The following is a 22,986-nucleotide window of genomic DNA, read 5'->3' as shown; positions in this document are numbered from 1 at the left end:
TTCAGCAAAGAAAAAGGCTTTATTGTTGCAGTAAAGCCTTTTTTATTAGACACAGGTGAAGGGTGGGTACTATTTTTTCAATACAATAAAAAAAACAGTATGAGCATCGATAATATCATGCAGCAGGCGGCAATTGCTTTCCAGCAATACCGGGAAACAAAAGCAGAACAGAAAGCAGTTTTCCTGGAAACGATCGCGGCCAATATGGAAGCGGCAGGTGCAGCACTGATTGGGCAGGCGGCAGAAGAAACACATTTGCCCCAAGCCCGGCTGGTGAGCGAACGGGCACGCACTACCATGCAGCTCCGCATGTTCGCAGCGCTGTTGCGTGAAGGCAGCTGGGTGGAAGCAACCGTTGATACCGCTGATGCCACTGTTAATCCGGCAAAGCCAGACATCCGCAAAATGCTGATTCCTTTAGGACCCGTAGTGGTATTCGGGGCCAGCAATTTTCCATTTGCCTACTCCACAGCTGGCGGAGATACGGCAAGTGCGCTGGCTGCGGGTTGTGCTGTTGTTGTAAAAGCACATCCAGCTCATCTCAAAACCTCGCAGCTGGTGCACAAGGCGATAAAGGATGCCATATTCAGTTCCGGAATGCCGCCGCATGTATTCCAGCATGTGGAAGACGGTTCTTTTGAAGCAGGAGAGTCGCTGGTAAAACATGCAGCTACCGCGGCCGTTGGCTTTACCGGTTCTTTCGCAGGTGGTAAGGCATTGTATGATCATGCTGCCGCCAGAAAAAATCCGATACCGGTTTTTGCAGAAATGGGCAGTACCAATCCCATCATACTTTTACCCGATACCCTCGAAAAAAATGCAGAAGAACTGGCCAGGCAATACATTGCATCGGTTGTATTGGGCATGGGGCAATTCTGTACCAATCCCGGGATTGTACTGGGCATAGAAAGCGAAGGACTTTCCCGTTTTATAGCAGAAGCCGAAAAAGAGATCGCAGCTGCAATTCCGCAGCCCATGCTGCATGAAGGCATTTACAAAGCGTATCACGCAAAAATGGAAAAAGCCTTACAGCAGACCGGTGTAAATGTAGTTGGGCATAGTAGTACAGAACCGGGAGCCGGAGAAGCCTGGCCTACACTGGCGGAAACAGATGGTACCGCATTCCTCTCAAATCCTTTGCTGCATGAAGAGGTATTCGGCCCCTATGCTATCATAGTGCGTTGCACGGATCTGGATCAGTTGCAGAAAGTATGGCGTTCACTTGCAGGACAACTCACTACTTCGCTCATGGGAACCGAAAAAGATTTTACCGAACATGCTTCCATGCGCGCGCTGGCTGAAAGTATTGCAGGCCGCATCATTTTCAACGGAGTACCAACCGGCGTAACGGTATGCAACAGTATGGTGCATGGCGGCCCTTTTCCTGCCACTACAGATAGCCGTTTTACCGCAGTAGGTATCAATGGTATTAAAAGATGGGTAAGGCCTGTCTGTTACCAGAACTGTCCCCAAACTTTACTGCCGCCTGCATTGCAGAACGGAAATCCGCTCGGGATCTGGCGGCTGGTCAACAATGAATGGACGCGTTGATGTGATTATAACTGTAATGCTGTAATGCGTTTTTTCGTCTGCAATGAAACGAATACAGTGATCAGCGCGGAAAGGATAAAATAAGCCGCAAGTGAAGGAACCAATCCTTTTGCATGCGCTGAAATACCAAACCAGTCGCCTGTCAGGTATAATACCGAGCAGGCATACACATCTTTTAAAAGTTCCCATATCCACGCAAAGGGGTGCAGGTCCATCAGTTCAGTGAACGCATATACACAAAGGAAAATAAAGCCGCCATACACAAAAATACCCGGGCTGCCGATGCTGGTGATGTTGGCAAAAAGATAACTCACGAAAAGCAGCAGCAGCATGAATTGTATCCAGGTCCAGCCCATGAGCAGCCTGTTTGTGGAGGGTTCATACTTATCGAAACGGTATACATCTTCGATCTTGTGAACAGGGAAACGTTCAGCTACATCGGCCGGACGCCAGCCTGTGGGCATCAGCCAGATCCGGAATTTGTCTTTCAGATGTCGGGTATACCAGGCATCCCTGAACAGTAATCCCACATGCATGAAATTAATCCGGATCGGGTTCCAGGTCTGAACGGGTCTTGTAATACCGTATACCGCAGGAACGGTTTCCAGTTCTTCCTGGTAAGTACCGAAAAGTTTGTCCCAGATGATCAGGATCTGACCATAATTCTTATCTAAATATTCTTTGTTGATGGCATGATGCACCCGGTGATGCGAGGGTGTAACAATGATCTTTTCCAGCCAGCCCATACGGCGAATATGTTCCGTATGATACCAGAACTGCGCAAACAGATGCAGCGGTGCTACAACGGCAATCACCTGTTCGGGCACACCGAGCAATGCTGCGGGTAAGAGGAACACGGTAAATAATCGCACAAAAACAGAGATGCTTTGTCTTAAGGCGCAGGCCAGGTTGAAATCCTCGCTGCTGTGATGGATCAGGTGGTTATTCCAGAAGATATTGTATTCATGACTGATTCTGTGCACCCAGTAACCGGAAAGGTCGAGCGCGAGAAAAGCGATCAGGTAAGTGAGAAAAACCGGCGGGGTCTGAACCAGTGCAAGATGAGCGAGCATCCAGTGATAGCTGATGATGGCAATGCTCAGTCCGAGCACATCTTTGGTTACATTAGTAATGCCGGAACTGAGACTGGATAACATGTCCATACTGCGTACGGTCTCTTTGCCACGGTACCAGCCATACCATTTCTCCAGCAGGACGAGCCCGAGGAAAACCGGCATGGCAATCAGCAATATTTTTCCGTAAGTCTCCATGTAATGTACAGGGGTCTGGTAAAACAAATGTAATGAAAATCGGCAGGCGCGGCATATCCCTGGAACCCAGCTTTTCCACGGTATTGATTCCCTGCTTTTGACGGGAATCTTAATCCCATTGTTTTCCCTGACAGACAGGATTCCTGCAACAAAATGCTATTCAATGCAATATTTTGCGGTATTTTGTTGGCGATTAATAAAACGACGTATGCAAATCATTATCATAGGCGGTGGAATCATCGGTTTAAGCAGTGCCTGGTACCTCAGGGAAGCAGGGCACGAAGTAACGATCATTGACAAGTCGGGCATTAACGGCAACTGTTCCTATGGTAATGCGGGTTATGTATGTCCGAGTCATTTTGTGCCGCTGGCCACACCCGGTATTGTGAAACAGGGGCTTAAGTGGATGTGGAATTCTTCCAGCCCGTTCTATGTACAGCCGCGGTTGAGCAGGAGCCTGATAGAATGGGGTACCCGTTTTATGCGTATTGCTACCCCGGAGCATGTGGCAAAATCTGCCATTCCGCTGCGCGATATTGCATGGATCAGCAGGTATGCTTATGAAGACTGGTGTAAACTGCCCCAGTTCAATTTTGCTTATGAGCATAAAGGACTGCTGGAAGTATTCCAGACACAGGCTGGTGCAGACCATTCTGCCCATCTGGTGGAACGTGCGCATCAACTCGGGCTCACTGATACGGCCTACCTCAGCTATGACCAGTTGCAGGAACTTGAGCCGCACACCGAGATCAAAGCGATGGGAGCCATCTGGTTCCGCTGCGACGCGCATCTTTACCCCAATAAGCTCATGAACCAGTTGCAGGAAGACCTCCGGCAAAAAGGCGTGCGTTTCTGCATGGGTGAAGAAGCAATCGGTTTTGAAAGTAACAATGGAAATATTACCCGTGTAAAAACGGATAAAGACATCTATAATGCCGATACTGTTATTGTGGCAGGCGGAGCCTGGAGTCGCCAGCTGGCTGAAAAAATGGCTGTGAAGATCCCGATGGTAGGCGGCCGGGGGTATTCGGTTACGCTGGAAGACAGTCCTTATAAACTCAATCACCCGGCCGTACTGGTAGAAGGCCGTGTAGCACTGACGCCTATGGATGGCAACAAGATCCGCTTTGGCGGCACCATGGAAATCACGGCAACCAATACACCGCCGCGCCTGAAAAGGGTACAGGGTATCCTGGATGCAGTAAAACGTTTTTACCCGCAGTTCAATGTACCGATGCCTTCGGTAGAGAATATCTGGTATGGTTTCAGGCCCTGTTCGGCAGACGGACTGCCATACCTTGGCAGAACCCGCAAATGGAAAAATGTAGTGATGGCAACCGGGCATTCGATGCTGGGACTGAGTTTGGGCGCAGGTACGGGAAAACTAGTGAAGGAGATCGTGGAGGAGGAGAAACTTAGCATGGATATTGCTCCCTTCCATCCCGACCGGTTTGCTTAGCCGGGCCGCTGCCTGATTTATTATTTGAATGGAAACGGTGGTTGGCAGTAAATTGTAATTTTGCGGCTTATGATGAAGTCTACTTCTCTCCATGTACCCTATGGCAGTACAGGTTATTTTTCCAGAACAGTTTCAGATTACCTGCATCGTGAGCCGGCCCTAAGCCCTTTTTACAGGCACCAGCCCGATCTGGAAGGTATTAAAGCCGCAATAGCCGCAAGGAAGAACTTTGCCACACCCAGAACATTACTGAAAGAAGTACTCCTCAGTCAATACGAAGGATTACCTGTTTCCGGAGAACTTGCGAAGAACATCGGGCTGCTGGAAAATGAGAATACCTTCACCATCACTACGGCACATCAACCCAATATATTTACCGGTCCTCTTTACTTTATCTATAAAATATTACATGCCGTAAAACTCGCCGCCGAACTGAATGAACAGATCAGCGATGCCCGTTTTGTGCCAGTTTATTACATGGGGAGTGAAGATGCAGATCTGGAAGAACTTGGCTATATTAATGTTGGCGGGCAAAAACTGGTATGGGAAACCAAGCAAACCGGTGCGGTTGGCCGCATGAAAGTAGACAAGGCGCTGATCAAGATCCTGAATGCAATACACGGACAGGTTGGTGTATTGCCGCACGGTGAAGAACTGATCAGTCTGTTGCAGCAATGTTATACGGAGGGAAAGACCATCCAGCAGGCAACCCTTGAACTGGTGAATGCGCTGTTTGGTTCTTACGGGCTGGTAGTGCTCATCCCTGATCACGCCAGATTGAAAACCGCTTTTCATGATGTAGTGAAAAAAGAGCTGGAAGAAGGTTTTTCACACCGCCTGGTAGCAGATACCATCGACCGGTTAAAGAGCAACTACAAAGTGCAGGCAGGAGGAAGGGACATCAATCTTTTTTACCTGCTGGATGATAAAAGAGAACGGATAGAAAAAGAGGCGCAGGGTGATAAATACGATGTGAAAGCACTGGATCTGTCGTTCTCGAAAGAGGAAATACTGCAGGAATTGCAGCAGCATCCTGAACGCTTCAGTGCCAACGTAATTCTGCGCGGCGCTTTCCAGGAAACGGTATTGCCCGATGTTGCATTCATAGGCGGAGGCGGAGAACTGGCTTACTGGCTGGAACTGAAAGATGTTTTTGATGCAGTGAATGTACCTTATCCCGTTTTGGTGCTGCGTAATTCCTTCCTGTTGTTATCTGAAGAACAACTGCATAAAACAGAATCATTGGGCTTTACGCCGGATGAGTTATTTCAATCAGAACACGAACTGATGAATCGTCTTGTCGGGCGTCATTCGGATCACCAGCTGCAGTTAACGGACGAGATCAGCGAAGCTGAGAATTATTACCACAAGCTTGCAGGGCTGGCCGGTAAGATCGATGCCACACTGGTGCCGCATGTAAAAGCATTGCAGGAAAAAGCCATCAGCCGTTTACAAGAGCTGGAGAAAAAAATGCTGCGGGCAGAAAAAACGAAATTCGACACACAGCAACGTCAGCTGCAGACCTTACGTGCGCAAGTCTTCCCTGGCAATAACCTCCAGGAAAGAGTAGAGAATATGGCTTTATGGTATGCCAAATACGGCCGAAGCTGGCTGAACCTGATCCTCGATCAATCGGAGGGGTTGCGCCAGGAATTTACCATACTTACGGTTGCCGGTAACGGAAAATAATTGTTTACTGATCGAAGCCGTTGTTCCAGTCCTGCTTTAATCTGTTCACTTTTTCGTTCACTTCGTTGTTGAGCTGGGCTTTGTATGCATCCATTGCAGCAGCTACGGTCTGATCTGTGCTGCCGATGATCTGTGCAGCGAGAATACCTGCATTCTTGGCCGCATTCAGGGCTACCGTTGCCACAGGAACGCCGTTTGGCATCTGCAGGATAGACAGTACAGAATCCCAGCCATCGATTGAATTGGAAGATTTGATAGGAACGCCGATCACAGGTAATGAAGTAATGGCTGCAACCATCCCCGGTAAATGCGCCGCACCACCGGCCCCGGCAATGATCACCTGTAAACCTCTCGCTCTCGCACCTGTGGCATAATCAACCATCCGTAACGGGGTTCTGTGTGCAGATACTACGGTAAGTTCAAAAGGAATATTGAAATGTTGCAGCATTTCAGCAGCAGCCTGCATGATGTTCAGGTCGCTGTCGCTTCCCATAATAATACCTACGATTGGTTGTGATGTTGCCATAAGATTGAAATATGCACGCAAGATAATTGTAAATGCGCAATAGCTGAACAGGCTTTATTGTCAAGGTCTGAACGGGATATTGTAAGCCGCTATTCCACGCAATACCGGCTCTGCTTTTGTATCGTTTATCCTGATCCGGATCCTGTCGGTTTCCTGCCCCTGAAACACGGCTATCTTTTTCCTTCCGATGGTACTGCCTTCAAAAACGGTCTGGTATGCTGTACCGTTACGGCAATCTATGCTGAAAGAGATCACTCTTTGACCGTAAGAGATCATTTCTTCCAGCACCAGTGTATTGATCTTTTTCTTTTCCTTCAGTTGAATTTCGATCACGGTTCCCTGTTGTTTACCCGATGCCCACCAGGTATCGATATTATGGTCTGTGAGCAGTTTGAGTCTTGCCTGGTTACCTGTATTGGCTTTAAGCCGGCTTCCCTGCAGCAGGTCATCTTTGAATGCCTGTTTTACCAATGTGGCAAGCCCCATCAGTGCGGCCGAATCTGCTTCGTGGATATGACCGCGCATGTCGGGCGGTACATTGAGCAAAAGGTTCCCGCCGTTACCTACGGAGTGCAGGTAGATATTGAATAGTTCTGCCGGCTGTTTTACTTTGCTGTCTTCACTGCTCCTGTAAAACCAGCCCGGCCTGATCGACACATCGGCTTCTGCAGGGATCCAGTTCCTGCCATACATATTACCGCGGTTAAGCGTGTCTTCCGGTGGTGCGCCATGACCTCTTTTAAAACCGGCTGTATCCAGCAGGTTCCAGTTGGTGCTGCCGATCAGCCCTTTTTCATTACCCACCCAGCGTGCGCCCGGGCCGATATCGCTGAATATGACCAGGTGTGGCTGCAGGCTGAATGCGGCTGCTTCAAAACGATTAAAATCATAGACCTGTTTACGTCCGTCCGGCCCTTCGCCATTGGCGCCATCCCACCATAATTCAAAAAATGGCCCGTATTGTGTGAGCAGCTCCTTCATGGTGGCAATGTATACATCGTTATAGGCGGGTGTTCCGTAAGCAGGATGATTTCTGTCCCAGGGCGAAATATAAACGCCCATTTCAATCCCCTCCAGCCGGCAGGCTTCTGATAGTTCTTTCAGCACATCTCCTTTGCCATTCTTCCAGCTGCTTTCCCTCACGGTGTGTGTACTTTGCCTGCTGGGCCAGAGACTGAAACCGTCATGGTGTTTGGCGGTTATGATAATACCTTTGGCACCGCTTTGTTTTGCAATACGTGCCCACTGGCGGCAATCCAGGTCGGAAGGGTTGAAATCGGAAGGTTTCTCCTTGCCATCGCCCCATTCCTTATTGGTAAATGTGTTGGGCCCGAAATGCATGAAAAGATAAAATTCCTTCTCATGCCATTTCAGCTGGTCTGCTGATGGTAACGGCAGAACAGGCTTGATTTTCTGCGCCGGCAAACTGGCGGCGAGAAAACAGAAGAGCAGACTAAGACAGGTTCTCACGTGCGTATTTGCTTTAAAGATAAGCTTCGGCCCCGATGAACCGTTGTTTATTTATTGCAGTTGTCGCTTGTATAACTGAACGGTATTCTCATAACCCAGGTAAAGTGCATCACAGACCAGTGCGTGACCGATACTTACTTCATCCAGCCATGGGATCTGTTGTTTGAGATACTGCAGGTTGGTCAGATCAAGGTCATGACCGGCATTCAGGCCCAGGCCAAGTTCTTTTGCTCTTGCGGCCGCAGTGAGATAAGGAGCTATGGCAGCTTCTTTGTTACCTGCTGCAAAACCATGGGCATAAGCTTCCGTATAGAGTTCAATGCGGTCTGCGCCTGTCAGCATAGCGCCTTCCACCATCGCCACTACTGGGTCTACAAATACGGATACGCGTATGCCGGCATCTTTAAACAGCCTGATCACGGTTTCCAGGTAATCCCTGTTGCCAACCGTATCCCAGCCATGATTGCTGGTAAGCTGCCCCAGTGCATCCGGAACCAGTGTAACCTGGTGTGGCTTTGTTTCCAGCACCAGATCGATAAACGACTGTTCTTTGGGGTTGCCTTCAATATTGAATTCGGTAGTAATGATCTTCCTTATATCTCTCACATCCTGGTAGCGTATATGCCGTTCATCGGGCCGGGGGTGTACCGTTACGCCATCTGCACCAAAACGTTCTGCATCCGTTGCAGCTTTCACCACATCAGGATTGTTGCCGCCCCTGCTGTTCCTTAAAGTAGCGAACTTATTAATGTTCACGCTGAGTTTCGTCATGGGGTAAAGGTATTGAGTTTTGAGAAATACGGGAGAAAGTGCGGTGGGATGGGGAGAAGGCGAGGTGAGTGGGGGTGGGTGAGGGAGAAGTGAGGGCGAAGTGAATGCGAAGTGAGGGGACATAAAAAAACGTCCCGGAGGACGTTTTTTTATGTTTGTATTATAGTATAAGTTTTCCTCACTCACCCTCACCGGAACGCAGTTCCCCCTCACTTCGCCCTCACCCCTACAATAAAAAGTTCAGCAAATTCTTCCGCCCATACCGGCCCCAGTCGGCCATGGCTTTCTGCATGGTTGAGGTTAATTCTTTATAGTCGGTCTTCTTCAGTTTGCCGGGAGCAGGCGGCATGAGTTTTTCGTTTTTAGGCTCTATCATTTCCAGTTTGGTAGCCATGATGGTGAGGTTGAGCCTTGGAACCGCGATACCCATGATCATACCGGGCAGGTTACCATAAGAGAGCGGGCCGCCGCTTACAGGGATCTGGTCGGTATAGAAAGCGATGATGTAAAGCGTGTCCAGGATAAAACCTACTGCTTTACGGCATTCGAAACCGGCAATGTCGCGGGTCTCATTGATCAGCTTCCAGTCGATCTTGCGGATAGAATCCGACAGCAGGAAATTCTGTTCGTATACTTTCTGCTTTTTCTGGAATGTGCCTGCATTCAGGTCGTTGTAAACGATGTCATCGATAGTACGGTCTTCACCCCAGAAATTATTGGCGGTTGGCTCATCGCTGTCGCGGCCTTTTTCATAACGTGTTTTGCCGTCTTTAAAATAAAGATTGAAATAAGTGGTCTGGAACTTGGGGATCTTATCCTTGAAGTTATCGTACCATGAATCCCCTTCGATCTCCTTATGGATATTCAGTTTTTTCTCAAATTCGATCTTACCCTGGGTAATGAACTGTGTCTGCGCGCCTGCTGCAAAAGCAAACAGGGTGAAAAGTATTACAAGTGCAGATTTCATATCGGTTATTTATAAGTATGTATGCGTTAGATAAATGGATGATTAGTCTTCGTCCTCGTTTTGCTTTTTGTTCTTGTTGAACTTCCAGCGGAGCGATAACATAACATAGTTCCCTACAGTAGTATAGGTGTTCTGCGTAATGAAGTTGCTGTTGATACTTCTGCTGAAACCAATACGCTGGTTCAGGATATCATTCACAGAGAAAATAGCAGTGATGTCCTGTTTCTTGAAGAGTTTTTTCTCCAGTGATGCATTCCAGATAAAAGCATTGGTGCTTCTTTCTGATGCAGACAGTTTCTGCCTGAAGTTGGCATCGATATCCGTATTCAGTACCCAGCCTTTTACCGCACTTACGTTCAGTTCGAAATAGATCGTCTGGATCCAGTATTCAGTTACACTTCCGGAGTTAACGGAGGACTCTGAATGGTTGAATGTTGGATTATAAGACAGCCAGGCATAGAATTTCTTTTCTACGGATTTGTTCAGGCTTAATGATGGTGTAATGCTGTATGAGTTTGTTACGTTCTCTTTTGAATTGATAAAGCTTTTATAGCGGCTTCCGTTGAAACGCGGACCGAAACTGAAATCGAGTTTCAGGGCTTTGATCTGGCGGCCATAAGAGAGCTGTGTATAATAGTCGTAGTTGCCGCCCACATTCACCGTCTGGTTGGTCCTTTTACCTTTATCATCCACATCGCTTCTCGATGTAAATGCATTTTCAGTGAAGTTATAACTGGCATAGAAATAAATATTCCTGTTGGTCAGCACTTTGTATTCACCCAGGTTGAGGCTGAAACTGTGACGGAATGCCGGTTTCAGGTTCGGGTTACCGATAGTCAGGTTCAGCGGATCGATGTTGTTCAGGATCGGCTGTAACTGGCTCAGCGAAGGTTGCTGCGTGTTACCATTATAGTTCAGGTTGAAATTACCGGTCTGGGAAAACTTCCAGCGGAAGTTGGCACTCGGGAAGAAATTGGTGAAGTCGCGCGCAAATGAAGAATCCTTATAGATATTGGTCTGCTTCAGCGACAGCTCCTGTACGGCAAGACCTGCACGAACCGTTACTTTTTTATTGATATAGTTAAAGGTCAGGCCTCCGCGATGTGAAGTGTTCACATACTTGAAGTGGTTACTGAACAGCAGGTTCAGTGAATCATATTTACCTGCCTTTTTTTCAAAAGAGCGGCTGTCCTGCTCGCTGTTGCTGGTATTGAAAGTATAGTTCAGGTTCAGCGACATTTTTTTGCTCAATGGCTGGATATAGCTGGCCAGCGCCTGGATTGAGCTGGAAGAATTCTCCCCTGTTTTACGCTGATCGATCAGTTGTGAAGAATCGATAAAACCCGCCGGATTGTAATAATCCGTCCTGTTGGTGAGGTACCCGTCGCTGTTTGATGTATTTCTTGTAAAACCGGTACTGATAGTGAATGAACGTGTGCCTGCTTTGTTCAGTGTTTTTTTCAGGAAAATATCTGCTTTCAGTGCGCTGTTGTCGCCCTTTGAATAGTTATTCCGCCTGCTGGTATTTACAGTGTCGAACTTGCTGTTCAGGTATTCACCGTTACGGAGCGAGTTCTGCTCAGACCTGCCCCATGAACCTCTTGCATTAATGGTAAGGGTAGTGCTCGAATCGAGTTTCAGCTCGTTTTTGGTATTGATGGTATGCTTCAGCCTGCTGCTCTTGTTCTGCTGGTAGAGGTTATTGTAATAAACACTGTCCGGCAGGATATAGGTAGACTCTGTAAGACTTTCGCCTGCCAGGTTCTGGTGGTTGTAGGTATAGTTATTGGTGATATTGCTTTTCAGCTTGCCGAATTTCTTATTGTACATCAATGACCCCTGCAGGTTCTCAGGGATACCCTGTGTATTGTAGCTGCTGAATTCATCGCCTTCGGAATACATATACATATCACCGCCGTCCATTACAGTAGTAACATTGCCGAAATCCTGCATTTCTTCCCAGCTCATTCCGTTACGGCCTGTTCTGTCGGCCGTTAAGTAAGCGCCTGCTTTCATGGTGCTGGTGAAACGGTTGGCGGTTGCTTTGGCCTGGTAATATTTATTGAAATCAGTGCCCGCCTCCACTTTTCCGAAATAACCTTTTTTGGCATCTTCTTTCATAACGAGATTGATGGCTTTCTGTTTTTCACCATCATCAATGCCCGTAAGTGTTGCCTGGTCGCTTTTTTTATCGAATACCTGTACCTGGGCCACGTCTTTGGAGTTCAGGTTCTGGGTTGCCATGGTGGGATCGTCGCCGAAGAACTCATCGCCATCCACATATACTTTCTGTACTTTTTGTCCCTGTGTGGTGATTTCACCTTTACTGTTAACGGTCATGCCGGGCAGCACTTTCAGCAGGTCTTCAACGGTAGCGCCCGGTTTAACGCGGAAGCTGTCTGCCATATAAATGGTAGTATCGCCTTTGATCCGGATAGGAGCGATGGTCTGTTTAACGATCACCTCCTGCAAAAGATGCGCTTTTGTATTCAGGGCAATCCTGCCCATATCCAGCGGTGTCTGTGAGAGCACAACCGTATCGATCATTTCTACATAACCGGGATAACTAACCATCATCAGGTATTTACCGGCAGGTACTTTGGCCTCAAAATTGCCTTTTACATCGGCACGGAGGTATTTTACCAGCACGGAATCCTTCGCCCTTTGAAGGGTGATGACAGCGTTGTAAAGATGTTGTTTGCTGACAGTGTCTGTAACATTCCCCTTAACGACAGATTCCTGTCCGTACGAGTAAGCGCATAGGAATGCACAAATAATTGTGAGAAAAGCAGCAGTTTTCTTCATAGTTTTAAGCAGTTAAACAGTTGGATGCATTTTCATGCAAAATCCATAAACTTGGGTGAACGTTCTAAGGAAAGCGCCCAAATTTATGTTAAACATATTCCTAATCTTTTTAAAGAGTGATGTATGGCTTCAAATGCTGATGAAAGACAAAAAGATGCCTTGCATGCAAAAAATAACCCCCGAATAAGAGAATCGGACGTCCGAAAGGTTGGAATAACTGCGTCACTTAAATATGAAGAACAGCATTTTATAGATACACGGCAGCCCGTCTGGAACTATTCGCGGTTCACCGATGATGCTATTGCCAATTTTCAAAACGGGACACATTATAATCTTTACGAATACTTCGGCAACACACAACTCGAAGTACTGAATACACCCGGCACTTATTTCGCCGTATGGGCTCCCAATGCTACGTATGTAAGTGTGGCCGGTGATTTCAATAGTTGGAACCGGCAATCGCATCCGTTAAGTGTAAGGCAGGACAGCTCCGGCATCTGGGAAGGATTTATTCCGAACATAGGAAAAGGTGTTGCCTATAAATATCATATCCATGGCTACAAAGGGATCAGACTCGACAAAGGCGATCCTTTTGCGCATTTCTGGGAGCTGAGACCTGCAACCGCTTCCATCACCTGGCAAACGGATTATGCATGGCAGGATGCAGGCTGGATGGAGAGCAGGGCAGCACATAATGCTTTGAATGCACCTTTTTCGGTATATGAAGTGCATCTTGGCAGCTGGATGCGGCCCGATAAGAATAATGAGAACGCCTATAACACCTATGACCAGGCAAGGGAGCGGCTGGTGCCTTATGTAAAGAAAATGGGCTTCACTCATGTTGAGTTCATGCCCGTGATGGAACATCCTTACGATGGCAGCTGGGGTTACCAGGGTGCAGGATATTTTGCACCCACATCCCGTTTCGGTACCCCGCAGGAATTTGCAGCACTGGTAGATGCTTTACACCAGGAGGGGATTGGCGTGATCCTCGATTGGGTGCCGTCGCATTTTCCGTACGATGCACACGGGCTTTTCATGTTCGATGGTACCCATACTTATGAATATGCGGATATGCGTAAAGGTTATCATCCCGACTGGAACTCTTATATATTTAATTATAAACGCGGAGAAGTAAAATCCTTTCTCATCAGCAGTGCACGTTTCTGGTGCGATCGTTTTCATGCAGACGGACTGCGTGTGGATGCGGTAAGTTCTATGCTCCGTCTGGAATACAGCCGTGAGGAAGGGGCCTGGGAGCCGAACGAGTTCGGTGGCAACGGCAATATAGAAGCGATCGCATTTGTGAAAGATCTCAACGAAACCTTATACCGCGATTTTCCCGCCATACAGGTAATTGCGGAAGAAGCGACAGACTGGCCACGCATCAGTAAGCCAACTTACGAGGACGGGCTAGGCTTTGGTATGAAATGGATGATGGGCTGGATGCACGATACACTGGATTATTTTAAGGAAGATCCGATCTACAGGCAATTTCACCAGGATAAATTCACCTTCAGCATGATGTATTTTTATGATGAACATTTCATGCTGCCCTTAAGTCATGATGAAGTAGTGCACGGCAAAAGCCCCATGCTGTATAAAATGCCCGGCGATGAATGGCAGAAATTTGCCAACCTGCGTTTGCTGTATACTTATATGTTCACACATCCCGGCGCCAAATTGCTTTTTATGGGCAATGAGTTCGGGGCAACAGCAGAGTGGAATTATAAAAGCGAGCTCCAGTGGGAATTGCTGAAATACGACAGCCATGCAGGCATGCAGTATTGCGTACAGCAGCTCAATCATCTTTACCGTTCGCAACCTGCATTATATGAGAAACAATTCAAGCCTGACGGTTTTGCCTGGGTAGACCTGAACCACAGGAGCGAATCCGTGATCGCCTACCAGCGTAAAGGAAACGATCCGGAGAATGATCTGCTCATCATACTGAATATGACACCCGTTGCAAGGCCTGGCTGGCAGATCACTGTACAGGGTAATAAAACCTGGAAAGAACTGTTCAATAGTGATTCAAAAAGTTTCTGGGGTACCGGTGATTTACAGAATCCTGCAATTACAGCAAGTCCGGCAAACGATGGCGGGCAGTTGCTGAACCTCAACCTGCCGCCTTTGGCCGCTATTGTGCTGGGATAACAAATTTTCGGACTGCTGTAACAAAGCCGCTGCCGGTCCGTTACAATAAAAAAAGAGTATGAAAAGAATAACCCTTGCATTGATCTGTCTCCTTTCGATCACCTCCTTCACCTACAGCCAGGAAAAAGTGGTGTATGGCGAGAATGCTGAAAAAAGATCAGTAGACGCTTTTCACGGTGTGGAAACATCGGCCGGAATTAAAGTAGTGCTGACCAAAGGCTCAAAAGAAGAACTGGTAATAACCGCCAGCGATGCCGAGATCATCCCCCAGGTGAAAACAAGAGTAGAAAATGGCGTTCTGCGTGTAACACGGGTACAGGACGACTGGAAGTTCTGGAAAAAATGGAAGAACTGGCAGATCACCGTATATGTATCGTATAAAGATATTGACCAGATCAAATGTTCGAGCGGCGCCAGTGTGCATGCAAGCGATCTTGACCTGAACCGCCTGGCCGTTAAAATGAACAGTGGCGGAACGCTTAAACTCTCCGGGAAAGTACAATCCCTCTCCGTAGACGGCAACAGCGGCGCACAGTTCGGAAGTTATGACCTGGTTGCTGAAAACTGCAAAGTAGATGTGGATAGTGGCTCAGGTGTGAATGTAACCATTACCAAAGAGTTATCGGCAGATGCCAGCAGCGGTGCATTTGTGCGTTTCAAGGGCGAAGGGCTGATCAGGAATATTCACGTGAGCAGTGGTGGTACTGTGAAGCGGATGTAAAATAAACTTTATACGCATTTAAACGTTTACGCCTTCTTAAGAATATTAAGAAGGCGTAATTTTATTTAAAATTGAAGAGAAATGGAAAAGCGGTCAAATCATGTCATTCCATCGCCTGCAGGATGGCCGTGCATAAATTCTATATCAATGATCTGCTAAAGCCCGTTTTATATGTTCTGGTTAAGAATAAATTCTCTCCACGAAATTTATTAAAAGAAAAAAGGTGAATTCATAACAGCTGACATTGCTGAAAGTTATATTGAAACAATCACCATTCCTGAATATGTAAAGGAGATCAGGCGAGCGTTGAATAAAATCATACCGGTAATACAATCCTGAACGTTGTACCCTTACCTGCTTCACTCCATTTTACAAAAAGCTGGCCTTTATGGTATTCCTCAACAATTCTTTTGCTGAGTGAAAGGCCGAGTCCCCAGCCCCTTTTTTTGGTAGTGAATCCCGGCCTGAATACTTTTTTCACAATGTTCTTCGGGATGCCTTTGCCGGAATCGGTTACATCTATTATAAAAGCGTGCGCGAGTGAAGTGCAGGTGATGGATATTTCGCCGTTCCCTTCCAGTGCATCCAGTGCATTTTTGATCAGGTTTTCCATAACCCAGTCGAACAGCGGCGGACTAAGCAAAGGATATGTTGTTGTTCCTGTATGATGAAAAGCGAATACTACATGCTTACCCGTACGCTTTTTCATATACTCGATGATATGCGAGATCTGAGGCACAGGATTGCTGCGCTCAAGTTTTGGCTGACTTCCGATTTTGCCGAACCTGTCTGTAATCAATAACAACCGGTTAACATCTTTACTGATCTCAGGAACGATCTTATCATTGACCGTATCTTCTTTCAGGATTTCCAGCCAGCCTTCCAGGCTCGATACCGGCGTGCCCAGCTGATGGGCCGTTTCCTTTGCCATGGCGGCCCATAATTTGTTCTGTGTATTCTGATAACTCGTGCTGATCGCTACCAGCGCAATGGTAATAAATAATGCAACAATGATCAGCTGTACTATAGGATAGAGCCTTGCTTCTTTCAGCAACGTACTTTCACCGTAATAGTAATGATTGGCAGTATAGGGCGTATCCTTTAACACCAGTATAATCGGAAACCTGTTGTACCTTTTAAACTGCAGCAGTTTTTCCCGGAGATAAAGCGGATTGTCTTTTACAGTAGCAGAATCGAGATTGCGGTAATTGCCTGTGATGCTGTCTCTCTCGTTGGTCTCAATAATCGGGATCTGCGTATTTTCTGTAGAGATCCTGGTTGCAAGGTTGATGCTGGCCGTATCGGCTGAATTCAAAATGGTCCTTTGTGCCTCTACCCATGCTTCCACGTTTTTTCTTTCTTCATGAGCAATCTTCCCCGCTACGTAACGCGAATAAAAAATAGTACCGCTTACCACAATAATGGCAATCACTACAAGTATTATTTTCCAGTTAAGCCAGGATGGGATCATGGTTCTAAAAATACAGCTTTTGTGTCAGCGTTAGATTGTCTCAATGTGCAGATAATAAAAAAGCAGTCCATGCGGACTGCTTTCAGATATATATAGGGTAACGATATGACTAACCGAACAGACCGCCTTTTTTCAGTGTTTTCACACCTTCGCCAATCTTGAAACCATTATTATAGATCTCGATCTTGTAATCGCCGATGAGGTATTTATCATTCTGCCTCCAGTCGAAGCTAACAGGTATATTTCTTCCCTGCTCGTAGTTAACGGTTACTTTGCTGGTGAAAGATTTTGAACCTTCTTCCCTGGTCTGGAAAGACCCACCTTCAGAGATCACTTTACCATCTGGTGCGGTAACTACTACAAAAATATCTTTGCTGCCACTTGGTGTAACCCTGTTCTGATCGAGATTGAAAGAAATACGCATTACATCAGCTCTTTTTGCGGTAGAAGTTTCTTTTTCTTTACCGCTGCTGTTTACCTTCAAAGCAGCGATGCCGATATTGGAAGCGTGCAGGGTAGAAGCCACATCTACTTTTTCTTCGAGTTGTTTCTTCTCGGTTTTGGTAGTGTTCAGGTTCTCTTCCAGGTTCTGTTTATCAGTGGTGAGTTGTGTTTTTTCGGTAGTGAGCTGCTGGTTGGATGCAGTCAGTACCTGGTTTTCACCTTTCAGTTTTTCAATTTCGGCAAACAGTCCGTCTACTTTCCCATTCAGCTCGCCGATCATTTGTTTGGCCTGTGCAAGCTCAGATTCGCTGGCATTTTTTTTCTTCAGGATGCCGGCGATATTGCTTTTTAATTTCTGAATTTCAGTGCCTCTGTCTGCAAGTGCTCCCTGTAACTGTATATTTGACTGCGTAATGGAATCGGCTTTGGCTGAGACTATTACGAACTCCTGCTGGATCGCATTGCGTGCACTGTCTACATTACCGATTTTATTTTCAAGCATAGTAACGGTTTCATGAGTCCTGCTTTTATCATAGATGATATAGCCCCATGTACCGATCAATGCGGCGATCAGCACGCCGTAGATTACTTTACGATTGTCTTTCTGCTGAGGCTGATTAGAAGATGAGGTTGCTTGTGGGTAGCTCATAAATATTCAATTTAATGTTAAACGTGTTTTTAAATGTAAGATGATATGCTAACAGATTTATTACTACTTGATATTGAAACAGTGCCGCAGGCAGCGTCGTTTGAACAACTCGATCCTGACTGGCAGCAACTATTTCGGGACAAAATATCTAAAACCGTGCCAGAAGGGGAAGAACCCGCGGTTCTGTACCGGAAAAAAGGCGGAATTCTGGCAGAATTCGGTAAAATCATTTGTATCTCAACGGCTTTCTTTTATTACGATGAAAAGCAAAACCGGAGCCTTAAAATAAAAAGCATCTCCGGTAACGATGAAAAAACAGTACTGGAAGAGTTCACGGTTCTTTGCGACCGGATGCACCGCCATAACCGCGACTTTCGTTTTGCAGGGCATAATATCCGGGAATTCGATATCCCCTATATCTGCCGGCGTATGCTGGTGAACGGGCTGCAGTTACCGGATTATCTCCGGTTGCACGAGCGTAAGCCATGGGAGGTGAAAATGTTCGATACATTGAGCTGGTGGAAATTCGGCGACAATAAAAATTATATATCCCTCCACCTGCTCGCTTCCGTACTGGGAATACCTACTTCCAAAACAGATATGGATGGCAGTATGGTGCAGGATGTATATTATAAAGACAATGACCTGCCGCGCATTGTGGAGTACTGCCAGCGCGATGTGATCGTGACCGCCGGCGTGATCCTGCGCTTTCAGAACCAGCCGCCCCTGCAGCCGGAACAGGTAACGGTGGCCGGTTAAACTGTTGATTGATTTGTTTACAACTTTCTGCCTGATTTAGAAGCAGGTAAAGGATATTTGCAGCCATGTCGGCAGAAAAGATCATCGGAGAATGGAAAAAAGGAACTTTCAAGCCTGTATACTGGCTGGAAGGTGAAGAACCTTTTTTTATCGACCAGGTTATGCATTACGCAGAACACAAGATCCTGGCAGAAAGCGAAGCAGGGTTTAACCTTACTATTTTTTATGGGAAAGATGCCGCATGGACTGATGTGGTAAATGCCTGCAGGCGTTACCCGATGTTCTCGGAAAGACAGGTGGTATTACTGAAAGAAGCGCAGCAGATGCGGGATATCGATAAACTGGAAGGTTATATCGAGAACCCGTTGCCCTCTACCGTATTTGTGGTCAGCTACAAGGATAAAAAAGTGGACGGCCGTTCCAAATTGTCCAAGCTGCTGAAGCAGAAAGGAGAAATGCTCACCACAAAAAAAATGTACGACAGCCAGCTGCCTGAATGGGCTAACCAGATGGTACTGCATCATGGGCTGGGCATTACACAGAAAGCGCTGCTGTTACTGGTAGATCATATCGGCAACGACCTGAGCCGTATCCAGAATGAAATAGAAAAACTGGCTGTGAACCTGGGGCCACGCAAGAACATCACGGAAGATGATATCGAAAATTATATCGGTGTAAGTAAGGAATTCAATGTATTTGAGCTGCAGGATGCAGCGGCTAAAAAAGATATGGCCAAAGCTATCCGGATCATCGGGTATTTTGAAGCAAATCCTAAAGCAGCTCCGATTCAACTGGTGCTGCCGGCGCTCTATAATTTTTTCAGTAAGGTGTTCATGTTGTTCAGCATGCAGGGGCAGGATGAGAAAACGATCGCATCGGCCCTGGGGGTGAACCCTTATTTCATGAAGGATTACCTGGCTGCAGCCAAACGCTACGATTACCGTGGGGTAGAAAACATATTGCTCCTGTTGCACCAGTACAACCTGAGAAGCATCGGTATCCACGACAGCGGCACATCAGACGCCAGCCTGATGAAAGAACTTATTGTAAAAATGATGGCTTAAAAGCTCAGGCGCCTGCAAGAAAATCAAGAGAGCGTTGTCTGTCGAGCGCCAGCTGGTTCTTCAGCTCGTCGAGCCCGTTGAATTTCACTTCGCCCCGCAGGTGATGTAATACACGGACCTTCAGCGTCTGGTCATAAATATCAGCCGAGAAGTCGAAAATATTCACTTCGATCACGCGTTTTTTACCATCTACGGTAGGCCGGACGCCGATATTCATCATACCTGAATATTGCTGATCATTCACGATTGCATGCACTACATAAACACCATTACCCGGAATCAGTTTATCTTCTGCCGCAACATGCAGATTGGCGGTAGGATAGCCGATGGTACGGCCGAGCTGGTTGCCTTTTACAACCGTCCCTTCGAAGAAATAAGGATAGCCGAGAAATGCATTGGCCGTTTCGATGTCGCTGGCGGCAATGGCATGGCGGATGCGGGTAGAGCTGACTGTGATCTCGTTGCAGAGCGCTTCCGGAATTTCCTTTACCAGAAATCCAAGTGATGCGCCAAACTGCTCCAGCAGCTGGTAATTGCCTTCGCGCCCTTTTCCAAAACGGTGATCATAACCAATGATAACGGTATGTGGTTTAAAATAGCGGTACAGGAATTCAGTAATATAATCTTCCGCACTCTGGTTGGAAAAATGATGATCGAAAGGAACTACTACCAGGTGGTCAACACCGGCAGCTTCGAGCAGCGCAATCTTTTCTTCGGGGGTATTCAGGAGCCTGATATCACCGGGGACGGAAGAGACGATCTTGCGCGGGTGGGGATGAAAAGTAATGATTACCGTTTCGCCGCCTATGCGCGCCGCTTCTTCCCGGAGCTGTGCAATGATCTGCTTATGCCCCTGGTGGACCCCATCGAAAGTGCCGATTGTAACAACCGCATTGCGGAATTCCGGTAATGACTCCAGTTCACGATATACCCTCATAGCGGCGCAAAAATAAGGCAGCCGGAGCACTTTCTGCTGAAGTATGACCCATTTAATCCCTGCTTGCAATTGCTCTATGTGTTACATTTGCAGTTCAAATATCAATATTCCTCCATGTCTCTCTATTCTCAACGCGGTGTTTCGGCTCAGAAGGAAGAAGTGCATACTGCTATCCGTAAGCTGGACCAGGGACTGTACCCGCATGCATTCTGTAAGATCTATGCTGATTTTTTATGTGGCGATGATGCCTGGGTCAATATCATGCATGCCGATGGTGCAGGTACCAAAAGTATCCTGGCCTACCTCTACTGGAAGGAAACCGGCGATGCTTCTGTCTGGAAAGGAATTGCACAGGATGCGGTTGCCATGAACCTCGACGACCTGCTTTGCGTAGGCGTAACTGACAATCTCCTGTTCTCATCCACCATCGACCGTAATAAATTGCTCATCACCGGTGAAGTACTGGAGCAGGTTATCAACGGCACACAGGAATTCTTCGATACGCTCCGCGGTTATGGTGTGAATATTCACTACCTCGGCGGCGAAACGGCCGACGTAGGAGACGTGGTGCGCACCATTGCCGTGAACGGAACCATGACGGCCCGCTGGCCCAAAGACAAACTCATCACCAACGAAAAGATCGCCGCCGGCAATGTGATCGTTGGTTTTGCAAGTGCAGGGAAAGCCAGTTATGAAGCAGCTTATAACAGTGGACTGGGCAGTAACGGTCTTACCAGCGCCCGTCACGATGTGCTCAGTAAATATTATGCAGAAAAATACCCCGAGACATTCGAGCCCAAACTGAACAGCGAAGTAGTGTATATCGGAAAGAACGGCATGACAGATACCATTGATGTTCCCGGTTATGGAGATCATACTATCGGGCAGTTGCTGCTGAGCCCTACGAGAACTTATGCGCCACTGATGAATGTGCTGCTGGGTAAATATTTCAATGAGATCGCCGGGGTGATCCATTGCAGTGGCGGCGGCCAGACCAAGTGTATGAAATACCTGCCGGAACCATTACGCATCATCAAAGACAATCTTTTCGAACCACCGGTGATCTTCGGCCTCATCCAGTCGAATTCAGGGGCCGATTACAGGGAAATGTACCAGGTATTCAACATGGGGCATCGTCTGGAGATCTTTACAGATGAAGCAACAGCCGGCGGAATGATGGAAGAAGCCGCAAAACTGGGTATTGAAGCGAAGATCGTAGGCAGGGTGGAAGAAGCAGAAGCAGCGGAACTGATCCTGCGCGGTGGCTTTGGAGAGATCTCTTATCAATATTAACAGATCTATAATACCGCACCTTCTTATTTAAAGGGAGCAGCGGGATAAAAATCCGTTTACAATCAGTAATTTAGCTTTATGTCAGAAACAGTAGTATCCATACGGAATGCCAATATATACCAGGGCAGTAACCTGGTGCTGCAGGATGTGAATTTTACCATTAACAGGGGAGAATTCGTATACCTCGTAGGTAAAACAGGTACGGGCAAAAGCAGCCTGCTGAAAACCCTGTACGGTGAGTTGACCTTAACAGAGGGCGTGGCGTCAGTGGTAGGTTTTGACCTGAAGGCGATGGACTGGAAAAAAGTGCCGTTCCTGCGTCGTAACCTGGGCGTGGTATTCCAGGATTTTCAGTTACTGACCGACAGAAATGTGCATGAGAACCTGAAGTTCGTACTCAAGGCAACGGGCTGGCAGGACGAGCGCCTGATAGAGGAAAAGATCAATGATGTACTCGATAAGGTAGGGCTTAAAAGCAAGGGCTTTAAAATGCCGTTCGAAATGAGCGGTGGTGAGCAGCAGCGTGTGGATATTGCGCGTGCACTGCTCAACTCACCCAAACTGATCCTCGCCGATGAGCCAACCGGAAACCTCGATCCGGAAACCAGTGATGAGATCATGCAACTGCTGATCCAGATCGCAAAGGATTACGGAACGGCGGTGATCATGGCAACTCACGATTTCATCGTAATTAACCGTTACCCGAGCCGTATTCTCAAAACAGAAAAAGGCCACGTGATCGATAGTGCTGCGCAGGTACAGTAAGTATGAACTTCAACAGGAATTAAATACAGGGAGCTTCGGGCTCCTTTTTTGTGAAATAGAGTGATGGCGGGTGAGGGGCGTGGGGCCATGTTGGTCGCCTGACCGACAAATAACGGTACCAACCTGAAGGTTGAAATATATAAACAGCTTCAGAAATAGCAAGTGCGTGCTGCGCTGAGTCCCCTTCGGGAGACGTCAGCGGAGGCAGCGTAAAATC

At 47.2% G+C, this 22,986-nt stretch carries 18 protein-coding genes; 9 read left to right on the top strand and 9 right to left on the bottom strand.

The genetic code is table 11. The annotated features are described in order from the left end of the window. Positions 1-21 precede the first annotated feature (21 nt). Complete coding sequence (locus B5D42_RS13890) at positions 22-1,551, top strand: aldehyde dehydrogenase (NADP(+)) (RefSeq protein ID WP_262507790.1); 1,530 nt, start codon at positions 22-24, stop codon at positions 1,549-1,551. Between the two features lie 5 nt (positions 1,552-1,556). Here the strand turns inward: B5D42_RS13890 and B5D42_RS13885 are convergent, their stop codons facing one another. Continuing rightward, complete coding sequence (locus B5D42_RS13885; protein ID WP_078832247.1) at positions 1,557-2,822, bottom strand: sterol desaturase family protein; 1,266 nt, start codon at positions 2,820-2,822, stop codon at positions 1,557-1,559. A gap of 208 nt (positions 2,823-3,030) precedes the next feature. Here B5D42_RS13885 and B5D42_RS13880 point away from each other — a divergent pair, with 208 nt between their 5' ends. Together B5D42_RS13880 and bshC are read left to right on the top strand one after the other, a co-directional pair. After that, a complete protein-coding gene (locus tag B5D42_RS13880; protein WP_078832127.1) occupies positions 3,031-4,281 on the top strand; it encodes an NAD(P)/FAD-dependent oxidoreductase in 1,251 nt (416 codons plus the stop codon). A gap of 69 nt (positions 4,282-4,350) precedes the next feature. Continuing rightward, a complete protein-coding gene (gene bshC / locus B5D42_RS13875) occupies positions 4,351-5,970 on the top strand; it encodes a bacillithiol biosynthesis cysteine-adding enzyme BshC (RefSeq protein ID WP_245825700.1) in 1,620 nt (539 codons plus the stop codon). 4 nt (positions 5,971-5,974) lie between these two features. Here the strand turns inward: bshC and purE are convergent, their stop codons facing one another. From purE to B5D42_RS13850, 5 genes are all read right to left on the bottom strand, one after another. Next, entirely contained in the window at positions 5,975-6,496 is a 522-nt protein-coding gene (gene purE / locus B5D42_RS13870; protein WP_078832245.1) for a 5-(carboxyamino)imidazole ribonucleotide mutase, read from the bottom strand. A 60-nt stretch (positions 6,497-6,556) separates the two neighbouring features. Continuing rightward, the gene (locus B5D42_RS13865; RefSeq protein ID WP_217698834.1) at positions 6,557-7,966 is read right to left on the bottom strand and encodes an alpha-L-fucosidase; all 1,410 of its coding nucleotides are present in this window, start codon (positions 7,964-7,966) and stop codon (positions 6,557-6,559) included. 51 nt (positions 7,967-8,017) lie between these two features. Next, the gene (locus tag B5D42_RS13860) at positions 8,018-8,737 is read right to left on the bottom strand and encodes a pyridoxine 5'-phosphate synthase (protein ID WP_078832126.1); all 720 of its coding nucleotides are present in this window, start codon (positions 8,735-8,737) and stop codon (positions 8,018-8,020) included. A gap of 226 nt (positions 8,738-8,963) precedes the next feature. Continuing rightward, positions 8,964-9,704, bottom strand: a complete 741-nt coding sequence (locus B5D42_RS13855) for a GLPGLI family protein (protein WP_078832125.1) — start codon at positions 9,702-9,704, stop codon at positions 8,964-8,966. A 42-nt stretch (positions 9,705-9,746) separates the two neighbouring features. Further along, a complete protein-coding gene (locus tag B5D42_RS13850; RefSeq protein ID WP_078832124.1) occupies positions 9,747-12,509 on the bottom strand; it encodes an outer membrane beta-barrel family protein in 2,763 nt (920 codons plus the stop codon). A gap of 123 nt (positions 12,510-12,632) precedes the next feature. Here B5D42_RS13850 and glgB point away from each other — a divergent pair, with 123 nt between their 5' ends. Both glgB and B5D42_RS13840 read left to right on the top strand, forming a co-directional pair. Next, positions 12,633-14,666, top strand: coding sequence for a 1,4-alpha-glucan branching protein GlgB (gene glgB / locus B5D42_RS13845; protein WP_078832123.1), 2,034 nt, complete (start codon positions 12,633-12,635; stop codon positions 14,664-14,666). Between the two features lie 58 nt (positions 14,667-14,724). Then, complete coding sequence (locus B5D42_RS13840; protein WP_078832122.1) at positions 14,725-15,387, top strand: GIN domain-containing protein; 663 nt, start codon at positions 14,725-14,727, stop codon at positions 15,385-15,387. A 316-nt stretch (positions 15,388-15,703) separates the two neighbouring features. Here B5D42_RS13840 and B5D42_RS13835 read toward each other — a convergent pair whose 3' ends face one another. Both B5D42_RS13835 and B5D42_RS13830 read right to left on the bottom strand, forming a co-directional pair. Next, positions 15,704-16,858, bottom strand: coding sequence for a sensor histidine kinase (locus B5D42_RS13835; protein WP_078832121.1), 1,155 nt, complete (start codon positions 16,856-16,858; stop codon positions 15,704-15,706). 109 nt (positions 16,859-16,967) lie between these two features. Beyond that, a complete protein-coding gene (locus B5D42_RS13830) occupies positions 16,968-17,951 on the bottom strand; it encodes a DUF8428 domain-containing protein (RefSeq protein WP_078832120.1) in 984 nt (327 codons plus the stop codon). 45 nt (positions 17,952-17,996) lie between these two features. Here B5D42_RS13830 and B5D42_RS13825 point away from each other — a divergent pair, with 45 nt between their 5' ends. Then, positions 17,997-18,710: a ribonuclease H-like domain-containing protein gene (locus B5D42_RS13825; RefSeq protein ID WP_078832119.1), complete on the top strand. Its 714-nt coding sequence runs from the start codon at positions 17,997-17,999 to the stop codon at positions 18,708-18,710. A 65-nt stretch (positions 18,711-18,775) separates the two neighbouring features. Further along, positions 18,776-19,774: a DNA polymerase III subunit delta gene (gene holA, locus B5D42_RS13820; RefSeq protein WP_078832118.1), complete on the top strand. Its 999-nt coding sequence runs from the start codon at positions 18,776-18,778 to the stop codon at positions 19,772-19,774. Between the two features lie 4 nt (positions 19,775-19,778). Here the strand turns inward: holA and B5D42_RS13815 are convergent, their stop codons facing one another. Further along, positions 19,779-20,711 (bottom strand): bifunctional riboflavin kinase/FAD synthetase, encoded by a 933-nt coding sequence (locus B5D42_RS13815; RefSeq protein WP_078832117.1) that lies wholly within the window; start codon positions 20,709-20,711, stop codon positions 19,779-19,781. Between the two features lie 114 nt (positions 20,712-20,825). On the opposite strand from B5D42_RS13815, the gene B5D42_RS13810 reads away from it, so the two are divergent. Together B5D42_RS13810 and B5D42_RS13805 are read left to right on the top strand one after the other, a co-directional pair. Further along, a complete protein-coding gene (locus tag B5D42_RS13810; RefSeq protein WP_078832116.1) occupies positions 20,826-22,004 on the top strand; it encodes an AIR synthase related protein in 1,179 nt (392 codons plus the stop codon). A gap of 78 nt (positions 22,005-22,082) precedes the next feature. Further along, positions 22,083-22,769, top strand: coding sequence for a cell division ATP-binding protein FtsE (locus tag B5D42_RS13805; protein ID WP_078832115.1), 687 nt, complete (start codon positions 22,083-22,085; stop codon positions 22,767-22,769). The last annotated feature ends 217 nt before the right edge of the window (positions 22,770-22,986 follow it).

The sequence above is a fragment of the Sediminibacterium ginsengisoli genome, from assembly GCF_900167075.1.
In the GTDB taxonomy this organism is placed as follows: domain Bacteria; phylum Bacteroidota; class Bacteroidia; order Chitinophagales; family Chitinophagaceae; genus Sediminibacterium; species Sediminibacterium ginsengisoli.
Note: the sequence above shows the minus strand (reverse complement) of the source record. Positions and strands in the feature narration are given on the sequence as shown.